The sequence below is a fragment of the Vogesella perlucida genome (genome assembly GCF_979366545.1).
The window spans coordinates 1-16,680 of sequence record NZ_CEETRO010000018.1; the positions used below are offsets into that span (position 1 = coordinate 1).

15 protein-coding genes and 1 pseudogene are annotated in these 16,680 nt (G+C 57.4%); all 16 read left to right on the forward strand.

Translation table 11 applies throughout. The features are described from left to right. The first annotated feature begins 142 nt into the window (after window positions 1–142). The 16 genes and pseudogenes from ACZ9XP_RS17370 (at window position 143) to ACZ9XP_RS17445 (ending at window position 16,668) form a co-directional block, all read left to right on the forward strand. Window positions 143–1,036, forward strand: coding sequence for a recombination directionality factor (locus tag ACZ9XP_RS17370; RefSeq protein ID WP_465188894.1), 894 nt, complete (start codon window positions 143–145; stop codon window positions 1,034–1,036). 65 nt (window positions 1,037–1,101) lie between these two features. Next, window positions 1,102–1,989 (forward strand): GTPase family protein, encoded by an 888-nt coding sequence (locus tag ACZ9XP_RS17375; protein ID WP_465188895.1) that lies wholly within the window; start codon window positions 1,102–1,104, stop codon window positions 1,987–1,989. Window positions 1,990–2,677: 688 nt separating this feature from the next. After that, window positions 2,678–2,986: a helix-turn-helix domain-containing protein gene (locus ACZ9XP_RS17380; protein ID WP_465188896.1), complete on the forward strand. Its 309-nt coding sequence runs from the start codon at window positions 2,678–2,680 to the stop codon at window positions 2,984–2,986. A 333-nt stretch (window positions 2,987–3,319) separates the two neighbouring features. Continuing rightward, a complete protein-coding gene (locus ACZ9XP_RS17385; protein ID WP_465188897.1) occupies window positions 3,320–4,834 on the forward strand; it encodes an RNA repair transcriptional activator RtcR family protein in 1,515 nt (504 codons plus the stop codon). Window positions 4,835–4,895: 61 nt separating this feature from the next. Then, window positions 4,896–8,339, forward strand: coding sequence for a type I restriction endonuclease subunit R (locus ACZ9XP_RS17390; RefSeq protein ID WP_465188898.1), 3,444 nt, complete (start codon window positions 4,896–4,898; stop codon window positions 8,337–8,339). Between the two features lie 11 nt (window positions 8,340–8,350). Then, window positions 8,351–8,647 carry a hypothetical protein gene (locus tag ACZ9XP_RS17395; RefSeq protein ID WP_465188899.1) on the forward strand — a complete coding sequence of 99 codons (297 nt, stop codon included), beginning with the start codon at window positions 8,351–8,353 and terminating at the stop codon, window positions 8,645–8,647. Beyond that, window positions 8,644–10,227 carry a type I restriction-modification system subunit M gene (locus ACZ9XP_RS17400; protein WP_465188900.1) on the forward strand — a complete coding sequence of 528 codons (1,584 nt, stop codon included), beginning with the start codon at window positions 8,644–8,646 and terminating at the stop codon, window positions 10,225–10,227. Before ACZ9XP_RS17395 ends, ACZ9XP_RS17400 begins: the two co-directional genes overlap by 4 nt. After that, window positions 10,224–11,357 (forward strand): restriction endonuclease subunit S, encoded by a 1,134-nt coding sequence (locus ACZ9XP_RS17405; protein ID WP_465188901.1) that lies wholly within the window; start codon window positions 10,224–10,226, stop codon window positions 11,355–11,357. Before ACZ9XP_RS17400 ends, ACZ9XP_RS17405 begins: the two co-directional genes overlap by 4 nt. 95 nt (window positions 11,358–11,452) lie before the next feature. After that, window positions 11,453–11,896, forward strand: a pseudogene (locus tag ACZ9XP_RS17410) (DUF1016 N-terminal domain-containing protein); the annotation flags it as partial. Between the two features lie 45 nt (window positions 11,897–11,941). After that, window positions 11,942–12,481 carry a PDDEXK nuclease domain-containing protein gene (locus tag ACZ9XP_RS17415; protein WP_465188911.1) on the forward strand — a complete coding sequence of 180 codons (540 nt, stop codon included), beginning with the start codon at window positions 11,942–11,944 and terminating at the stop codon, window positions 12,479–12,481. Then, complete coding sequence (locus ACZ9XP_RS17420) at window positions 12,478–12,996, forward strand: hypothetical protein (protein WP_465188902.1); 519 nt, start codon at window positions 12,478–12,480, stop codon at window positions 12,994–12,996. Before ACZ9XP_RS17415 ends, ACZ9XP_RS17420 begins: the two co-directional genes overlap by 4 nt. Before the next feature lie 277 nt (window positions 12,997–13,273). Continuing rightward, window positions 13,274–13,981 carry a hypothetical protein gene (locus ACZ9XP_RS17425; RefSeq protein ID WP_465188903.1) on the forward strand — a complete coding sequence of 236 codons (708 nt, stop codon included), beginning with the start codon at window positions 13,274–13,276 and terminating at the stop codon, window positions 13,979–13,981. Window positions 13,982–14,013: 32 nt separating this feature from the next. Beyond that, window positions 14,014–14,313, forward strand: a complete 300-nt coding sequence (locus tag ACZ9XP_RS17430) for a hypothetical protein (RefSeq protein ID WP_465188904.1) — start codon at window positions 14,014–14,016, stop codon at window positions 14,311–14,313. Between the two features lie 100 nt (window positions 14,314–14,413). Further along, window positions 14,414–15,106 carry a hypothetical protein gene (locus ACZ9XP_RS17435; RefSeq protein ID WP_465188905.1) on the forward strand — a complete coding sequence of 231 codons (693 nt, stop codon included), beginning with the start codon at window positions 14,414–14,416 and terminating at the stop codon, window positions 15,104–15,106. 97 nt (window positions 15,107–15,203) lie between these two features. Then, complete coding sequence (locus ACZ9XP_RS17440; protein WP_465188906.1) at window positions 15,204–16,043, forward strand: hypothetical protein; 840 nt, start codon at window positions 15,204–15,206, stop codon at window positions 16,041–16,043. A 304-nt stretch (window positions 16,044–16,347) separates the two neighbouring features. Then, on the forward strand, window positions 16,348–16,668 hold the full coding sequence (locus ACZ9XP_RS17445; protein ID WP_465188907.1) for a DUF4258 domain-containing protein: 321 nt from the start codon (window positions 16,348–16,350) through the stop codon (window positions 16,666–16,668). Window positions 16,669–16,680: the final 12 nt, after the last annotated feature.

Sequence of the window (16,680 nt, forward strand, 5' to 3'; positions counted from 1 at the left end):
AAGTCAGCTGGAAGAAAACCAAAGACCGCACCAGCCCCGACCTGGACAAACTCAGTGCCGATTTCCCCGACCTGCTGCCGCAATACAGCAAAACCGTCGAAGGGAGCCGGCGCTTTCTCATTCACACTGCAAGGAGCGCAGTATGATCAAAGGCCTCGCCATCACCCCGCCCGTGATCGGGCGCATCAGCATTGGCAAGCTGGTTCAAAAGAACGACAAGTGGCTGCCGGAGAAAGACGACAGCTTCACCCTCACCACCCAGGTACAAAACCGTGACGGCTGGCTGCTGCACCCGTTGCACCAACCGTTGGCCGACCAAGCCAACAACGGCAAGATCCGCGCCATTCCGGTACGCACCTTGTTCAACAGCAGCGAGCTGAACCTGCGTGCCGAATATTGCGCCTTCGATCGCGCCACCGGCCGCCCGCTGTGCGTGGGCAACGGCGAAAGCGCCAAGCTGTACCGCAAAGAAGGTCCCGAAGACGTGAAGTGCACCGGGCCAGACCGTTGCCTATACGCCAAAGAAGTGGGCTGCAAACTGTACGGCAGGCTGAACGTGCAGGTAGACGGGCAACAGGACGCGCTCGGCACCTTCATCTTCCGCACTACCGGCTACAACTCGGTGCGCACCTTGGCCGCTAGGCTGCGTTACTTCGAAGCACTCAGCGGTGGGCTCACCCACTATTTGCCGCTGATGCTGCGCCTGCGTGCCAAATCCACCACGCAGTCGTATCGCACCCCGGTGTATTACGTCGACCTGACCTTGCGTGACGAGGCAGACCTCAATGCTGTGGTCGCCCAAGCCCGCGCGGATGCCGCCGATGCATTCGCCGCAGGCCTGGATCGAGCCCAGCTAGAAGCCGCCGCCTTGCAGCTGCTGGGGAATGGCCAGTTTGAGGAGACCGAAGAAGACAGCGTGCACGTGCTGGAAGAGTTCTACCCGCCAGAGCCCGCAACCGAGACCGATACCCCGTCGCCACCGCCCAGCCGGGCCGTCAGGCTTACTCCGCAGCTGGGTAAGCATCGCGCCGCATAAACCCGATCCACCCCACCACAACGCCACCCAGCCGGGTGGCGTTTGGCATTGAAGGAGTCTTCATCATGCAGTTTGATAACCGAGACCATCTGCGCCAGTTCTTCACCCTGATACAGGAATGGGTGCAAGACCCGTCGCTACTGCTGACCCAAAGCCAGCGCGACATCCTGCAGCAGCAGATTAACAAGCTGATTCACTACCGCGCTGTAGTTGGCGTGATGGGCAAGACAGGTGTCGGCAAATCGTCGTTGTGCAATGCGCTGTTCGGCCAGGACATCGCGCCTACCAGCGATGTCGACCCCTGCACCCGCATCCCGCAAGCCATCAGCCTCAGCCAGCAGCAAGAACGCGGCATTACCCTGCTGGACATGCCCGGGGTAGGGGAAAGCCAACAGCGTGACGAACAGTACCGCGAGCTATACCAACGCCACCTGCCGCAGCTGGACCTGGTGCTGTGGGTGATCAAAGCCGACGATCGCGCCTTGGCGATCGACGAACGCTTCTATCGTGATGTGGTGCTACCCGCCACATGGCAAAGCGGCACACCCATCCTGTTTGTGATCAGCCAGGTAGACAAGCTACAGCCCAGCCGCGACTGGAACTGGCAAACCGGTCAGCCCGGCGCACAGCAGCAGCTCAATCTGCAAGCCAAACGTGCCCAGCTGATGGCGTTGTTTCGTATTGGCGAGCACCAACTGGTGGCTACCTCGGCAGAAAGCCAGTACGGCCTGGCCACCCTGGTAGAGCGCATCGTGCTGACGCTGCCGAACGAAAAAAAGTGGGGCTTTGTACGTGAAACCCGCGACGAGCACATTAGCGTCGACACTTGGCGGCAAACCGGCACCGGGCTATGGCAAGCCATCAAAGACACCGCCAAGCGGGTAGTAGGCAACGCCTGGCGGGTGGTCAAAACGGCAGTGCTTGGCCGGCTAGCTAAGTGGCTAGGTGCTTAGCATGGCATGAGCTTGCCGGGATTTAGCGATGCATCGCCATGGCCAGTCTGGCGTGGTGGTGCATCAAGATACAGATCATTTACAGGGAGCCAAAGCTAAATAGATGAGGGGGTATGGCTATGCAGCATTTCCCATCCAGCGCCAGTAGGCGACGGGTGGGGAGTGGTATATTTTTTTGTAAGAAGGCTAATCGGTTAGCAGGCGATGGCTGGTGGCCCGTTATAGGTATAGCGACCGTCCTGTAAGGCTCTCATTAATGCTGCTTGCAGGTACTACAAGTGCATGGATGCATCTGCCAATTTCGAAGCGAGTACTGTGCAGGCGGAGTGAGGCGCTTTGTCGGGCATTTATGCGCTTAATGTGAAAACAGCTTAAGAGACAGTACGTCATTGACGTACTGTCTGGCTTCGATCGAGATTGTGATAAAACCCATATTTACCGGATTGCTGGACCGAGAAGGAGCGGGGCGAGTTCTGCGCATGGTTTGCCAACAACTCCCTCGCCGGGGGCTCCATACTCCGTTCTGGGGGGCGAGTACAATTGTTTGGCCAAGGCAAGCGCGGTGGTGCACGGGTAATTTATTACAACTTGCTTGATGATGTCATCATTTGGCGGCTGACCATCTACGGCAAGAGTGTGAAAGAAAATATCCCTGCCCACATACTGAAAGCGATAAAGGAGACGATCGATGCTGACTGAAAGTGAACTGGCCCAACGTGATGCACAGCGTGATCTTGGTGCCGAGCTGCTGGAATCGGTTCGTGCCATGAAGGCCGGGCAGGCCACGCGCAAGACCGAAGTAGAGGCTACCCTTGCGGCTACTGCCAGGGCCAAGGTTGGGGTTTCCCAGGCTGACTTTGCCCTCTTGTTGCATGTGAGCAAGCGTACTCTGCAGGAGTGGGAGCAGGGGCGTCGTGAACCTACCGGTGCGGCACGGACACTGCTGCAAATTGCAGTGCAAAATCCAGACGCCCTTAAGAACCTTCAGTACGTCTGACAGAGATACTGTTGCATGAAGAAAGCCTTCCAACGCGGGAGGTTTTTTTGTTACGTACCCACTTGGGGCTCACGTGCGTTAGCCTTTCAAAGCAGTGGCGGTGTGCGCACTGTTCTTTCAAGGTGCGGATTACCCGTTTCACCCTGTGGCTTCATGGATACTCTTGCATGTGAAAGTGATGGGGGGCTTGCCTACAGGAGCCGTGGCCATTCAGTGGTAAGTATGTTTCTTGGGAATAACCTATGAGTTTGGCAAGAATGCTCTGATCCGAGACGGCGCTCAAACCCTGCAAAATTATCCATAAAGGACAGTTTGCGGCGTTATGATATGCCTATGGAAAAATGGTTGATTTCATGGGTTGGCGATACCGACCACAAAGCTGCAGAGGGTAAGCTGCAGGATGAGCCGGGGCCGATCGCGTCAGCCCTGCAGTGCGAGCAATTCGACAGGGTGTGCTTGCTGACCAACTATGGTCACCAACGCAGTGCCCCTTACTGCGACTGGCTGGAGGCGCGTACCGGCCACCCGCGTATCGATTTGTACCAGGTTGATCTGAGCAGCCCGATTGACCACACCGACATTTACCGCCAAGTCACTGCCGAGCTCAAGGCGCTGCGTCTGCCGTCAGAGCAAGTTGAGCTTGCCTTCCACCTCAGCCCAGGTACGCCAGCCATGGCGACTATCTGGGTGGTGCTGGCCAAAACCCGCTTCCCGGCACGCCTGATTCAGACCAGCAAACATGCTGCAGGAGTGCAGGATGTTGACATCGGTTTTGACCTGGCCGGTGATTTCTTGCCCGAGTACCTGCAGCGCAGTGACGAGCGCGTAGGGCGTTTGTTGGCCGCGCCAGAGGCGAACAACCCGGCTTTTGCCTCTATCGTGCATGCATCTGCACAGGTGCAGGAGCAGATCCAGCGTGCACACAGGGTAGCCGTGCATAAAGTACCCGTGCTGATTCTGGGGGAAAGCGGTACCGGCAAAGAACTGTTTGCCAGGGCCATACACGACGCCAGTGGCCGCCAAGGGCCGTATGTAGCGGTTAACTGCGGTGCCATCCCGAAAGAACTGGTCAATTCAGAGCTGTTTGGTCACAAGAAAGGGGCGTTTACCGGGTCGGATCGTGACCGGCTCGGCCACTTTCGCATGGCTCAAGGCGGCACCCTGTTTCTGGATGAAATAGGCGACTTGCCGCTGGATGCCCAGGTGCGGCTGTTGCGCGCCATCCAGCAAGGTGAAGTCACCCCGCTGGGAGAGTCAGAGCCTGTGCAGCTGGATGTCCGCATTGTCGCGGCGACCCATCGCAATCTGCTAGCTGACGTACAGGCAGGGCGCTTCCGGGAAGACCTGTTCCACCGCTTGGCCGTTGGGGTGTTGCGCCTGCCGGCCCTGAGGGAGCGCAGGGAAGACATACCGCTGCTGGTGGCCCATTTCATGGCCGTTATCAACCAGGATGCGGCGTCTTCGCCCGAATGGCAGCATAAAGAAATTTCTGCAGATGCCATGAAAATTCTGCAAGCCCACACTTGGCCCGGTAACGTGCGCGAGCTCTATCACACCCTGCTGCGTGCCAGCATCTGGGCCAGGCAAGGCGTGTTACAAGCCCAGGACATCGAAGAAAATATCATGCAAATGGGTGCTAAGGGGGATGGCATTCTGGGCAGGCAGCTGGGGCAAGGCTTTGATATTGAATCGGTTTTGGCCGAAGTGAAAGCCCACTATCTTGCCCGCGCCATGCAGCAAGCAGGTGGCAAGAAGCGGCTGGCGGCCGATCTGCTGGGCATGAACCATTACCAGACACTCAACAACTGGATAGACAAACTGGGCCTGGAAACGGGCGAACAAGACTAGTCAAGGAGGCTGGCACGCTTCTCGCATTGATCAGGGCAATACGATCAGCGAGATGCCAGACATGTGGATGCAAAACCTGCCGTCACTCAATTTTGAACCGTTGCGCGCCAGCTACCCCGAGCTGGCCGACCTGGCCGCGCATGCCGAGCACTACCTGCATAGCGACCCTGAAAGCGCCCTGGTCAAACTGCGCAGCTTCGCCGAGCGCATTGTCGACCACGTGTACACCCGCATGCGTTTGCCGCAAGCACCCCAATCCAAGTTTGTTGATCTGTTGAATAACGCCGGTTTCGCCATGCTGGCAGACCGGCTGGTGCTGGAAAAATTTCACCTGCTGCGCAAGCTCGGCAACAGTGCCGCGCACGGCGAAGCCATTCGCCCGCTAGACGCCAACCGCGCACTGCACGAAGCCTGGCAGGTTGGCCGCTGGTTGCACGTGGCGGTGATTGGCGGCAAAGCCGACGATTTTGGCGCATTCCAGGAGCCGCCAGATGGCGGCATCGACTCCAAAGCCGAGATCAAACGCGAGAAAAAGCGCCTGGCCGCAGAAAACGCTGCCAAGGAAGAAAAGATCAAAGCCATGCTGGCCGAGCTGGAAGCCCTGCGTGCATCCGAAAAAGCCATGCGCGACGCGATCAATGCTGCCAACCAGCCTGTGCCGGATGCCGAGATCGCAGCTGTCGCCCGCGCCACGGCCATAGCAGTAGATCAACTGCGCTTCTCCGAAGACCACACCCGCCAATACCTGATAGACCGCGACCTGGCCCTGGCTGGCTGGAAAGTATCGCCTAGCGGCCGCAGCAATGCAGCCGTAGGGCAGGAGGTGGAAGTACTGCACCTGGCTACCCCGTCCGGCAAAGGCAAAGCCGACTATGTGCTGTGGGACGACAACGGCAAGCCGCTGGCAGTGGTAGAAGCCAAGCGCACAACTGTAGACGCGCGTGCTGGCCAGGCGCAAGCCAAAGACTACGCCGACGGCCTGGAAAAAATGCACGGCCAGCGGCCGATGATTTTCTTTACCAATGGCCATGAAATCTGGGTGTGGGACGATGCCATGGGCTACCCGCCGCGCAAGGTGTACGGCTTTTACAGCAAAGACACCCTGCAGTACCGCATCGGCTTTCAGCGTGCCCATCGTCAGGACCTGCTGCAGGTTCAGCCGGATGCCAAGATTGCCGGCCGTCTGTACCAGCTGGAAACCCTTACCCGCGTCAAAGAGCGCTTTGCCAGCAAGCACCGCAAGGTGCTGATCGTGCAGGCTACCGGTACCGGCAAGACCCGTGTTGCCATTGCCCTCAGCAAACTGATGATCGAGGCCCGCTGGGCCAAGCGCATCCTGTTCCTGTGCGACCGCAAGGAGTTGCGCAAGCAGGCGCGCAAGGTATTCAACGACTACCTGCGTGAGCCCATTTACGTTTTCGGCCAGCAAAACGAAGTGACCAAACAGGATGCCCGTATTTACATCGGTATCTATCAAGGGCTGATCAACCAGTACGAAGACTTTGACATCGGCTTCTTCGATCTCATCATCGCCGACGAGTCGCACCGCTCCATCTACAACCAGTACGGCGACATCTTCAGTTACTTTGATGCGCTGCAGGTAGGCCTGACTGCCACGCCGGTAGAAATGGTCAGCCGCAGCACCTGCCGCCTGTTTGGCTGCGATTACAAGACGCCCACGGCCAACTACACACTGGAAGACGCCGTGCGCGACGGCAACCTGGTGCCGTTTCGCGTGGTTACCCACACCACCAAGTTCATGCGCGACGGCATCAAAGGCCGCGACCTGAGCGACGAGCAGATCGCCGCCCTGGAAGAGCAGGGAGTGGACCCTAACGAGCTGGAGTTCGATGGCGAAGACATCAACCAGGCGGTGTACAACAAGGACACCAACCGCGTCATCCTGCGCAACCTGATGGAAAACGGCATTCGCGATGCCGACCGCCAGCTGCCTGGCAAGAGCATTGTGTTTGCCCGCAATATCGAGCACGCCCGCTTGCTGGCCGAGCTGTTCGACGAGATGTACCCGCAGTTTGGCGGCAAGTTCTGTGCGGTGATCCACTCTGACGAACCTCGTGCCGAGCAACTGATCGACGACTTCAAGGGCGGCGACAATTGCAGGAACGATGCCCTGCGTATCGCCATTTCGGTGGACATGCTGGACACCGGCATCGACGTGCCCGAGGTCGTCAACCTGGTGTTCGCCAAACCGGTGAAGTCCAAGGTGAAGTTCTGGCAGATGATAGGCCGCGGCACCCGTCTGTGCCCCGACCTGTTTGGCAAGGGCCACCACAAACAGGAGTTCCTGATTTTTGATCACTGGAACAATTTTGCCTACCACGAGATGGACCCGCCGGAAGCCGAGCCCAAAGTCCCCAAATCGCTGGCGCAGCGCCGTTACGAAGCGCGGCTGGCACTGGCCCGAACAGCCTTGCATGCCCACGAGACAGACGCCTTTGCCAGCGTGCGCGACCTGCTGCTAGCCGACGCCCGCGCACTGAACGACCGTACCATCGCCGTGCGCGACAACTGGCAAGCCGTGCAGCAAGCCCGTGATGCGGCCAACGTGGATGCCTTTGCGCCGGCCACCGCGCAGCTGCTGGCCGATACCGTGGCCCCGCTGCTGAATGCGCTGGATGTACGTGGCGAAGGCGATGCCCTGCGCTGGGACATCCTGCTAGCCAGCGCCCAGCAGGCCGCCCTTACCCAGCCGTCGCAGCCCAACCCGTACCGTGCCGATATCCTGGACTGGCTGGAACGCCTGCCGCCCAACCTCAATGCCGTGCGTGCCAAGGCCGCAGACCTGAAAGCCATCAAGCAAGACGCCTACTGGCAGCAGCCAGACTTTGCCGCGCTGGAGGCCAGCCGTCTGGCGTTGCGCGAGCTGGTACACCTGGCCGAGCGCCCGCAAGCAGCACCCGGCAACGGCCCGTCTTACGTCGACATTGCCGAAGACATCAGTGAATACCGTGTGGAAGTGCGCCAGACCCGCATCCGTTCGGTAGACGCCACCATCTACCGCCACAGTGTCGAAGCCGCGCTGCGCCCGCTGTTCGACAGCAACCCGGTGCTGCAGAAAATCCGCGACGGCCAGCCGGTAAGCGACGCCGAGCTGGCGCAGCTCAACAGCCTGATTCATACCAGCCACCCCGACGTAGACCTGAACGTGCTGCGCGAATTCTATGCCGATACCGCCGCCCCGCTAGCCGACATCCTGCGCAGCATTGTCGGCCTGGACGCCTGTGCCGTGGAGGGGCGCTTTGCCGCCTTTGCAGGCAAGCACCGGCTGGACAGCCAGCAGCTACGTTTTCTGGGCATGCTCAAAGATCAGATCTGCAAAGCCGGCAGCATCCGGCTGGATGCCCTGTTTGAAGCACCGTTCACCAGCATCCACGGCGAGGGTATGGGCGGCATTTTCCCGCGCCAGGACCAGTTTGAAGAGCTGGCTGGTATCATTCGCAGCTTTGGCGAGCCGCCACGCTCGCCGTTGTCTACCGCACCGTGAAAACAGCAAGCATGAAACCAACCAGTACAGACCATCTGTTCAGCCTTGTTCACACATCGGGTGACATCCTTTACCCCGCCAGAATGAAGAACAACACCACCGGTGTGGTGGCCTATCGCGTCTCCTTGCAGGGCAATACCTTGGCCGACTGCATCGAGCTGCAAGACGAGCACGAGGTGCTGCGTTATGTGCGTGATCTGGGCTATGGCGTACGCGCCAAAAGCAAAACCACCACGCGTAACGGCATTTATAAACTGGCGCAGCGCAGCATTGTCGCCCTGCAAATGCAGAAGAAAGAAACACCATGATCACCGGCGAACTCAAAAACAAGATCGACAGCCTCTGGACCGACTTCTGGACCGGCGGCATTACCAACCCGCTCACCGTTATCGAGCAGATTACCTTCCTGATGTACGCCCGCCTGCTGGATATGGAAGAGCGCAAAGACGAGCGCCGCAGCCAGCTTACCGGCCGGCCGTTCAACCGCCGTTTCAACGACGACGAGCAAGACTGCCGCTGGGAAACCTGGCGCCACTACGGCGCCGAGGACATGCTGCCGCACGTGCGCGACCGTGTATTCCGCCACTTTCGTGCACTGGCCGAACGCTCCGGTAGCGAAGCCAGCCTGTTTGCCGACTTCATGAAAGACGCCCAGCTGATGATCCAGAAGGCCACGCTGCTGGCCAAGGCGGTAGAGGCCGTGCACAACCTGCCGCTGGAGCAGGGCGACACCAAGGGCGACCTGTACGAATACCTGCTGGGCAAGCTCACCACCGCCGGCATCAACGGCCAGTTCCGTACCCCGCGCCACATCATCCGCCTGATGGTGGAGCTGATGCAGCCGCAGCCCACCGACCGCATCTGCGACCCGTCCTGCGGCACCGGTGGCTTTCTGGTGGAAAGCTACGACTACCTGCTGCGCAACCATACCAGCGCCGCCGGTACGCATACCGAAACCTACGTCAACGACAAGGGCGATACCGAAACCGCCACCCTGTACTCCGGCGACCTGCTGGGCGACTACCGCCAGCATATCGACAACGACATGTTCCACGGCTTCGATTTCGACGCCACCATGCTGCGCATCGCCAGTATGAACCTGGTCATGCACGGCGTCGCCGCGCCCGACATCCACTATCAGGACACGCTCAGCCAGGGCTTTGCCGAAAAACGCCCGCAGGCCGCCAGCAACAGCTTCGACCTGATCCTGGCCAACCCGCCGTTCAAGGGCAGCCTGGACGAGCAAGACGTATCGCCCGACATCCTGCGCGTGGTGAAAACCAAAAAAACCGAGCTGCTGTTCATCGGCCTGATCCTGCGCATGCTCAAAACCGGCGGCCGCTCCGCCACCATCGTGCCGGACGGCGTGCTGTTCGGCTCGTCCAAAGCCCACGTACAGCTACGAAAGCACCTGGTAGAAGACCACCAGCTGGAAGCGGTGATTTCGCTGCCCAGCGGCGTGTTCAAACCCTACGCCGGCGTGTCCACCGCCATCATCATCTTCAGCAAGGGCGGCAGCACCGACGAGGTGTTCTTCTACGACATGCACGCCGACGGCTACTCGCTGGACGACAAGCGCCAGCCGGTGAAAGACAACGATATCCCCGACATCCTGGCGCAATACCGGCGCTGGTGTGACCGTCTGCCCCCTCTCCCTCGGGGAGAGGGCGGGGGTGAGGGCGATTGGAGCGACCGCACCCAACAAGCCTTCGGCGTACCCAAAGCCGATCTGGTCGCGCAGAACTACGACCTGTCGATTAACCGCTACAAACAGCAGGTGTACGAGGCCGAACAGCACGAAGACCCGCGCGAGATCCTGAAGCGGCTGATGGCGCTGGAAGCTGATATCCAGCGCGAGCTGCATGAACTGGAGGGGATGCTGGGATGAAAATGTTGCTTGGTGATTTAGTTGAGGTCATCTCTGGATTCGCATTTAAGTCAGAAATGTTCTCTTCTGATAGCGGCGTTCCACTGATTCGTATTCGCGATGTGTTGCGTGGCTATTCTGAGACATTTTATACGGGTGATTTTGATCCTAAATATCTGGTAACCAAAGGAGATATTCTTGTTGGCATGGATGGAGAGTTTAACTCTGCTGAGTGGACTGGCATTAATTCACTACTAAATCAGCGAGTGTGTAAAATAGTACCTGATGAGACTAGGCTAGATCGGCGCTATCTTCTCCATTTCTTACCTCGTCAACTCAAAGCCATTGAAGATGTAACGTCTTTTGTGACCGTGAAGCATCTTTCAGTGAAAGATATCCGTGGGATCGAGGTTAGTCTCCCCTCCCTCGAAGAACAAAAACGCATCGCAGCCATTCTCGATAAGGCCGACAGCCTGCGCCGCAAACGCGCCCAAGCCATCGCCCTCGCTGACGACTTCCTGCGCGCCACCTTCCTCGACATGTTCGGCGACCCCGTCACCAACCCGAAGGAATTAATAAAAGTACGCTTAGATTCAATTTGTGATGTTGGGTCAAGTAAACGTGTTTTCCTTGAAGAGCTTAAGGATGCTGGTGTCCCGTTTTATCGTGGTACAGAGATTGGGCAGCTTGGTGATCGGAGAAGAGTTGATCCAACTCTTTTTATTGCAGAAGAACATTACGCACGACTGAAGTCTGAGGTGGGTGTTCCTCAGATGGGGGATTTACTACTGCCATCAATTTGCCCGGATGGTAGAATTTATGTCGTTGATACTGAAGAGAAATTCTATTTCAAGGATGCTCGCGTACTTTGGATTAAAGTGAGTGGCTCGAATGTAGATAGCTTATACCTGCGGTGGTTTTTAAAGTTACTTTTTGCAAGTGAGTACTCGAAAATTGCTTCCGGTACTACATTCGCCGAGTTAAAGATTTTTGCTCTTAAGCAATTGGAAGTGTGCCTTCCCCCTATCGATGTGCAACGTCATTTTGCAAAGGTTGTAAGCTCTACGGAGAGATTGCTGAAGCGTTACCAGAGGGGTAGCGAACTCCATGATCAATTGTCCCAGTCATTTCAACACGGTAACCTGGATTAAATCTGCGCAGCCCAACGTTCACCGCGCCAAGGTTGGCCGCAAGGCCTGTTCACTTGATAAATGGCTGCAGGGCACGGCCCCTGTGAAGGATATTTATGCTCCGCCCTGATCTGCCCGCCGACTACGCCCCGTGGCTGTCCGAACTGAAAACCCGCATCGCCGCCGCGCAACAACACGCGGCGCTGGCTGTAAACCGCGAGCTGGTGCTGCTGTACGGCCAGATTGGCCGCGATATTCTGGCGCGGCAAGCGGCGCAAGGCTGGGGCGCGAAGGTGATTAGCCGGCTGGCGGATGACCTGAAGGCCGCCTTTCCCGAGATGCGCGGGTTTTCGGCGCGCAATCTGAAATACATGGCGTATTTCGCCGAGCACTGCCCCGATGGCTAATTTGGGCAGCAGCTTGCTGCCCAATTGCCGTGGTTCCATATTGTGACGCTGCTGACCAAACTGGCCGACCCTGCCGAACGCGAGTGGTACGCCACGCAAGCCGTGGCGCAAGGCTGGTCGCGCAGCACGCTGGAGCTGAATATCAAAAACCGCCTGCAGCAGCGGCAAGGTGCGGCGACCACCAACTTTGTCACCCGTTTGCCTGCCACCGACTCGGCGCTGGCAAACGAAACGCTGAAAGATCCGTACCTGTTCGATTTCCTCGGCTTGGGCGATGAGGCGCATGAACGGGAGATCGAAGCGGGGCTGATCCGCCATATCACCCGTTTTCTGCTGGAGCTTGGCGCGGGTTTTGCCTTTATCGGCCGGCAATACCGGCTGGAAGTGGCGGGCGATGAGTTCTTTATCGATCTGCTGTTCTATCACACGCGCCTGAAGTGCTATGTGGTGGTGGAGCTGAAAGCGACGGCATTCAAGCCCGAGCACGCCGGCCAGCTCAATTTTAACCTCGCGGCCGTCGACGAGCAGCTGAAAGCCGAGGACGACAAACCCACCATCGGCCTGCTGCTGTGCAAGCAGAAAAACCGCCTGGTGGCCGAGTACGCCCTGCGCGGTATCCAGAGCCCGATGGGCGTGGCGGAATATCAGCTACTGGAAACGCTGCCCGATACCCTGAAAACCAGCTTGCCCAGCATCGAAGAGATTGAGCGGGAATTGGGGATGGATGAGGCGGAATGAAGGCGTGCGGCGTCAGCCAGATCACCTGGCATTTACACCTGTGCCGTAACGCTGCCTACTGGCGCGGCGGGCAGTTTGCCCGTGCCCACGCCGAATTCCTGAGGCTGTTGGCGCAGGCGGGGCGTACGCCGCAGCCGGTCTTCGTTACCATCTGGACCGACGAGCTAAGCTGCCAGCGTAGCTATGCTCGCTGGCTGGCCGCCCTCGGCCTGGCTGCCTTGCCGCAGGGTATCGATATCCGGTGCGTGGTGCTTGGCAGCGAGTGGGCATGGTTTGGCGATGCGGCGGATCCCGCTGGGCAAAATGCTGCCGGGATAGCGCACTGGCTGACACAGTGGGAAGAAGCGGTGGCTCGCCACATGGATGCGGCCAACCTTGAGCTAGGCGAAGTATTCCCCGACGCCCCACCCGCGTGGCTGGCGGATTACCTGCAAACGCCGCTTTGTAGCTTGCTGGCAGCGTATCCGGCTAGCGGCGCGCTAGCCTGTACCAAGCCCGTACCGCCCCACGGTTAGCCCCCCAAGGTTGGCCGCAAAGCTGGCGTATAGCGGCCAACCTTGTCACCCAAATGACTATCCCTTTGACGCAGCAATTGGCAGCTTGCGCTTGCCTGCAAAGCCATGCTGCAAACTTGAGCAATGACATGCGGGCAAAATAGATATGTGGTTAAATCTGTATTGACTATAACGGCCCGCAGGTAACGGTGCGTGAGATGGCGCTGTTACCGGTTGGCCATGTTGCCCGGCGTGGCAGGGTGCTGCCCGGGTGGCCCATTTCAGGGAGTGAACCGCCATGAAGCATTACGTGCATATTGCCAAAGACGCTATCAGCCAGATTCTGCTGAACGGTTTCGAGGCCTTTGTTGTGAACCACGGCAACAAGAAACGCAATGGCCTGGAAATGCATGCCTCGCTGTATGGCCACCACGAAGATACCAGCCGCACACGTCACCACCATGTGGCGCTGGTGTCGGTAGATACCTCGGCCGAGATGGCAGGCGGTTCTGTTACGCCTGCTGCCGAAGCGCAGCAGCTGAAAGCACACCTGGCGCAGGCGCTGGGCTATCAGCCGCTGGGTGCCATGCACACGCATCCGTATTTGCTGGCAGAGGCGCAGTACGACCTGGACTTTGTACGCCGGGCTGGTTGCGATTTTTCGCCTGCAGATCTGGACTGTTTTACCTACCAGCTGAAAAAAATGGCCGGCGAAGGCGAGGCGCAGCCAAGCACGCTGGAGCTGCTGCTAACCATCAAGCAGATCGAGCGCCAGACCATCCAGAAGGACGGCCTGTTGGCAGCGAACGTTTTCGAGTTTGCCATTGGTAACTGCAAGTGTTTCCTGCGGGCGCAGGTTTTCAGCCTGGACGATGAAGGGCAGCTGGTGTGGGAAGACACGGAGCTGCGCTGCGACTATCTGCAGAAATTTGGCTATGTGGGGGCCGACTTCGGCCGCGTGCGCGTGGCAGAAGGCCGCCAGCATATTGTCGAGCACCAGGTGTAAGCCGCTGCCAGCTACATGGCATGGAGATAAAGATGACAACCGAGCAAGAATTTGCCACGGCACTGCGTGAGGCGATCCAGCAAATGCGGGGGCTGGGTTATAGCCCGCAGCGCTTCGAGAAAATGCTGAACGACATCGGGGCAGTAAATACGGCCAGAAAGCTGATCAAGTCCGGCGAGCTGCAGGACGGGCTGAAGTCGCTTTTGCAGAAGGGGCGGGCAGATCTGACACTGGAGCACATTATGCAGCTGGCCCCATACCGGCAGCTGTTTAGCGCAGCAGAGTTGGCCGCAGCCGATTGGCGGCTGCAACAGGCCATGCAAGGGGGATAGCGGTAACAACTGGGGGTTGTTCGAGGTGGTATAGCAAGAAGCGACACAAGAAAATCAAGGCAGCATCAATTTTGTTTTTAGGATGAGATTGGGGTGGTGTGTGGAGAAATATACTTTTAAGCCTGTGCTGGATAGTCGGCAGTCTGACAAGTTGTGCGCCATTTTTTCGCCGTTGGTCGATATTTTCATTATTTTTTGCCGCGAGAAAGCGAGCTTTCAGGACGAGCTATCTGCCAAGCTTTTCTTGCTGAAACATAAAAACGAGATATATCACCTGATTAACAAGAATTATCTTGACGAAACCATTGCGCTGATGTCCCACTTGCTGGTGCGATGGAGTTGCAAGCTGGTTACCGCAATCTCAATCAGGTTTAGTCAAGGGTGGACGATCTCGCGGGATGGGCAGATTTACTTTCCGATTCCGGCTCTCGGGCTGATCAAGGTGGCGCTGCCAGCCAAGTTGTTATCCATTAAGTGTCATTCAAATATTGATTGCATTGAGCTGGCTTTTTGGCATGATGGCTTCTTCATTAATGTCTATTCGATGCCCAGGCAGCCGGTAGAGCAAATCAAGCTTGTCAGCCATAAAGCCAAGCCATCGACACGTCAGGCTGATACCGCTAAGAGGTTTGTCGACAGACGTGCGACAGATGCTATTTCTTTTGATGCCTATGTAAAGATGTTCAGGGCAGCAGAGCTGAAAATATCGCGAAACACGGTTAGGCCGGATTTTGACCGTATTGAAGGTCGGCCGGTTTCTGGTGGCCTTCCTTCGCTGGGTAAGCGGCGGTAGTTTTCCGCTGGCCTTCTCCGAATTACTAGTTTTTAATTAATTTCTAATTTTGGCATGTCGGCATGGCATGCTTTTTTCAATCAATTTGGTCTGGTGTATGAATAGGCTTTGGTTTCGTTCTTTGGGTGTGTGGTTGTGCTTTCTGTCCGCTTTTACGCTTTCTCCTGCGGCAATGGCGGGCGATGGTACGAGTTCAGCCATCGGTTTCGTGAAAGAGCATAGCTATGCTTACCGCAGCATGAGTGCTTGCCATGGCGGTGAAGGCAAGACGTTGTTCCCGCGCATGATGATGGTGGTGGTAGGAAGCTTTCACTGCAAGCCTGCGTATGGTGATGCCAAAGACTATCTGGTGGGCTTTTATGGGCAGCAACGTTTTTATGTCGAGAGCAGCGCGGTGTGGGTGGCCGATGAGCGGCGAGCAACCTTGCCCCAGCTTGATGAAGACCAGCTGGCATCCCAGGACTTCTCCTCGTCAAAGGATGAAAGCAATTTATATCGCCATCTGGGAGTGAGTGCTGCGCTGAAGGCCTATGATGCCCCAGCCAAGCACGGTGTCAGCGTGCTGGATTTTTCGGTATACGACGAAAGCGAGTACACCGAAGCTACCGCGTTTAAACTGCGGGTTTATAACCCTACCAAGAAAACCATCAAGTACATTCGTGTCGAGGTGGTGGGGATCAATGCTGTGAATGACCCGGTGCGGGATCGCTTTAGCGGTAGTGCGGTCAAGCGTGTGCGTGGCATTGGCCCTATCGAACCAGAAGATTTTGGCAGTTACACATTCGAGAACTTGTGGTTCACCGATGAGGTGGAGTGGCCAAGGCTAGTGTCGTTGAAAGTTGATTACATGGATGGCAGCAGCAAGACCATCAAGAATCTGAAGCTGGTGAAGGTAGACCAGAAGCATCAGGATGTGATGGCGTGGGAAGATGATTAGTCAGACGCCGTAACTGTTGGCATTTAACTGATTAGCGCCAGCTCGTGTGACTGTAGGGCAATAAAAAGCACCGACCCTCCGATTGCGGAGGGCGGTGCTTTTTTCATGCTATAGCCCGCTTATAGGTAAATAAAATTTCGGCGGAAGAAATTTCTTTATTGGGCGTTATGGTGGAGGGTGTGGTGCTTTCGGTGTGTCTGATTTTAACTATATGTTTCTGAATGATTTTTTTGTTTCTGTTATGGCGCTGCCGCTTGGCACATTTCTGGCTGTTGTACTGGCACACAGCCAACGGAGCCTCGCCATGATTACCTCGTCACCGCAAGCCCTAGCCAACCACCACCTTGCGCCGCATGCCTTGCTGCGTATGCAACAGCGCGGCATCCGCCCGGAGCTGGTAGAGCAAGTATTGCGTTACGGGCGTGCCATTCATGCGCGTGGTTTGCTGTTCCGTGTCATCGGCCGCAAGGAAGTGGCCTTCTTTGCCGCGCGTGGCATCAACCTGCGCGCTGCCGAGGGGGTGCACGTACTGGTGCAACCGGATGGCTCGGTACTGACTACTTATCGCAACCAGAACCTGCGTGCCATTCGCCCCTGCAAGCGCAAGCACGCCATGCATCACTGATTTTCTCACGGA

Bases quoted from the DNA above. Each gene is read 5' to 3' on its own strand.
- ACZ9XP_RS17370 (WP_465188894.1), top strand. From the start codon at position 143: ATGATCAAAGGCCTCGCCATCACCCCGCCCGTGATCGGGCGCATCAGC.
- ACZ9XP_RS17375 (WP_465188895.1), top strand. From the start codon at position 1,102: ATGCAGTTTGATAACCGAGACCATCTGCGCCAGTTCTTCACCCTGATA.
- ACZ9XP_RS17380 (WP_465188896.1), top strand. From the start codon at position 2,678: ATGCTGACTGAAAGTGAACTGGCCCAACGTGATGCACAGCGTGATCTT.
- ACZ9XP_RS17385 (WP_465188897.1), top strand. From the start codon at position 3,320: ATGGAAAAATGGTTGATTTCATGGGTTGGCGATACCGACCACAAAGCT.
- ACZ9XP_RS17390 (WP_465188898.1), top strand. From the start codon at position 4,896: ATGTGGATGCAAAACCTGCCGTCACTCAATTTTGAACCGTTGCGCGCC.
- ACZ9XP_RS17395 (WP_465188899.1), top strand. From the start codon at position 8,351: ATGAAACCAACCAGTACAGACCATCTGTTCAGCCTTGTTCACACATCG.
- ACZ9XP_RS17400 (WP_465188900.1), top strand. From the start codon at position 8,644: ATGATCACCGGCGAACTCAAAAACAAGATCGACAGCCTCTGGACCGAC.
- ACZ9XP_RS17405 (WP_465188901.1), top strand. From the start codon at position 10,224: ATGAAAATGTTGCTTGGTGATTTAGTTGAGGTCATCTCTGGATTCGCA.
- ACZ9XP_RS17420 (WP_465188902.1), top strand. From the start codon at position 12,478: ATGAAGGCGTGCGGCGTCAGCCAGATCACCTGGCATTTACACCTGTGC.
- ACZ9XP_RS17425 (WP_465188903.1), top strand. From the start codon at position 13,274: ATGAAGCATTACGTGCATATTGCCAAAGACGCTATCAGCCAGATTCTG.
- ACZ9XP_RS17430 (WP_465188904.1), top strand. From the start codon at position 14,014: ATGACAACCGAGCAAGAATTTGCCACGGCACTGCGTGAGGCGATCCAG.
- ACZ9XP_RS17440 (WP_465188906.1), top strand. From the start codon at position 15,204: ATGAATAGGCTTTGGTTTCGTTCTTTGGGTGTGTGGTTGTGCTTTCTG.
- ACZ9XP_RS17445 (WP_465188907.1), top strand. From the start codon at position 16,348: ATGATTACCTCGTCACCGCAAGCCCTAGCCAACCACCACCTTGCGCCG.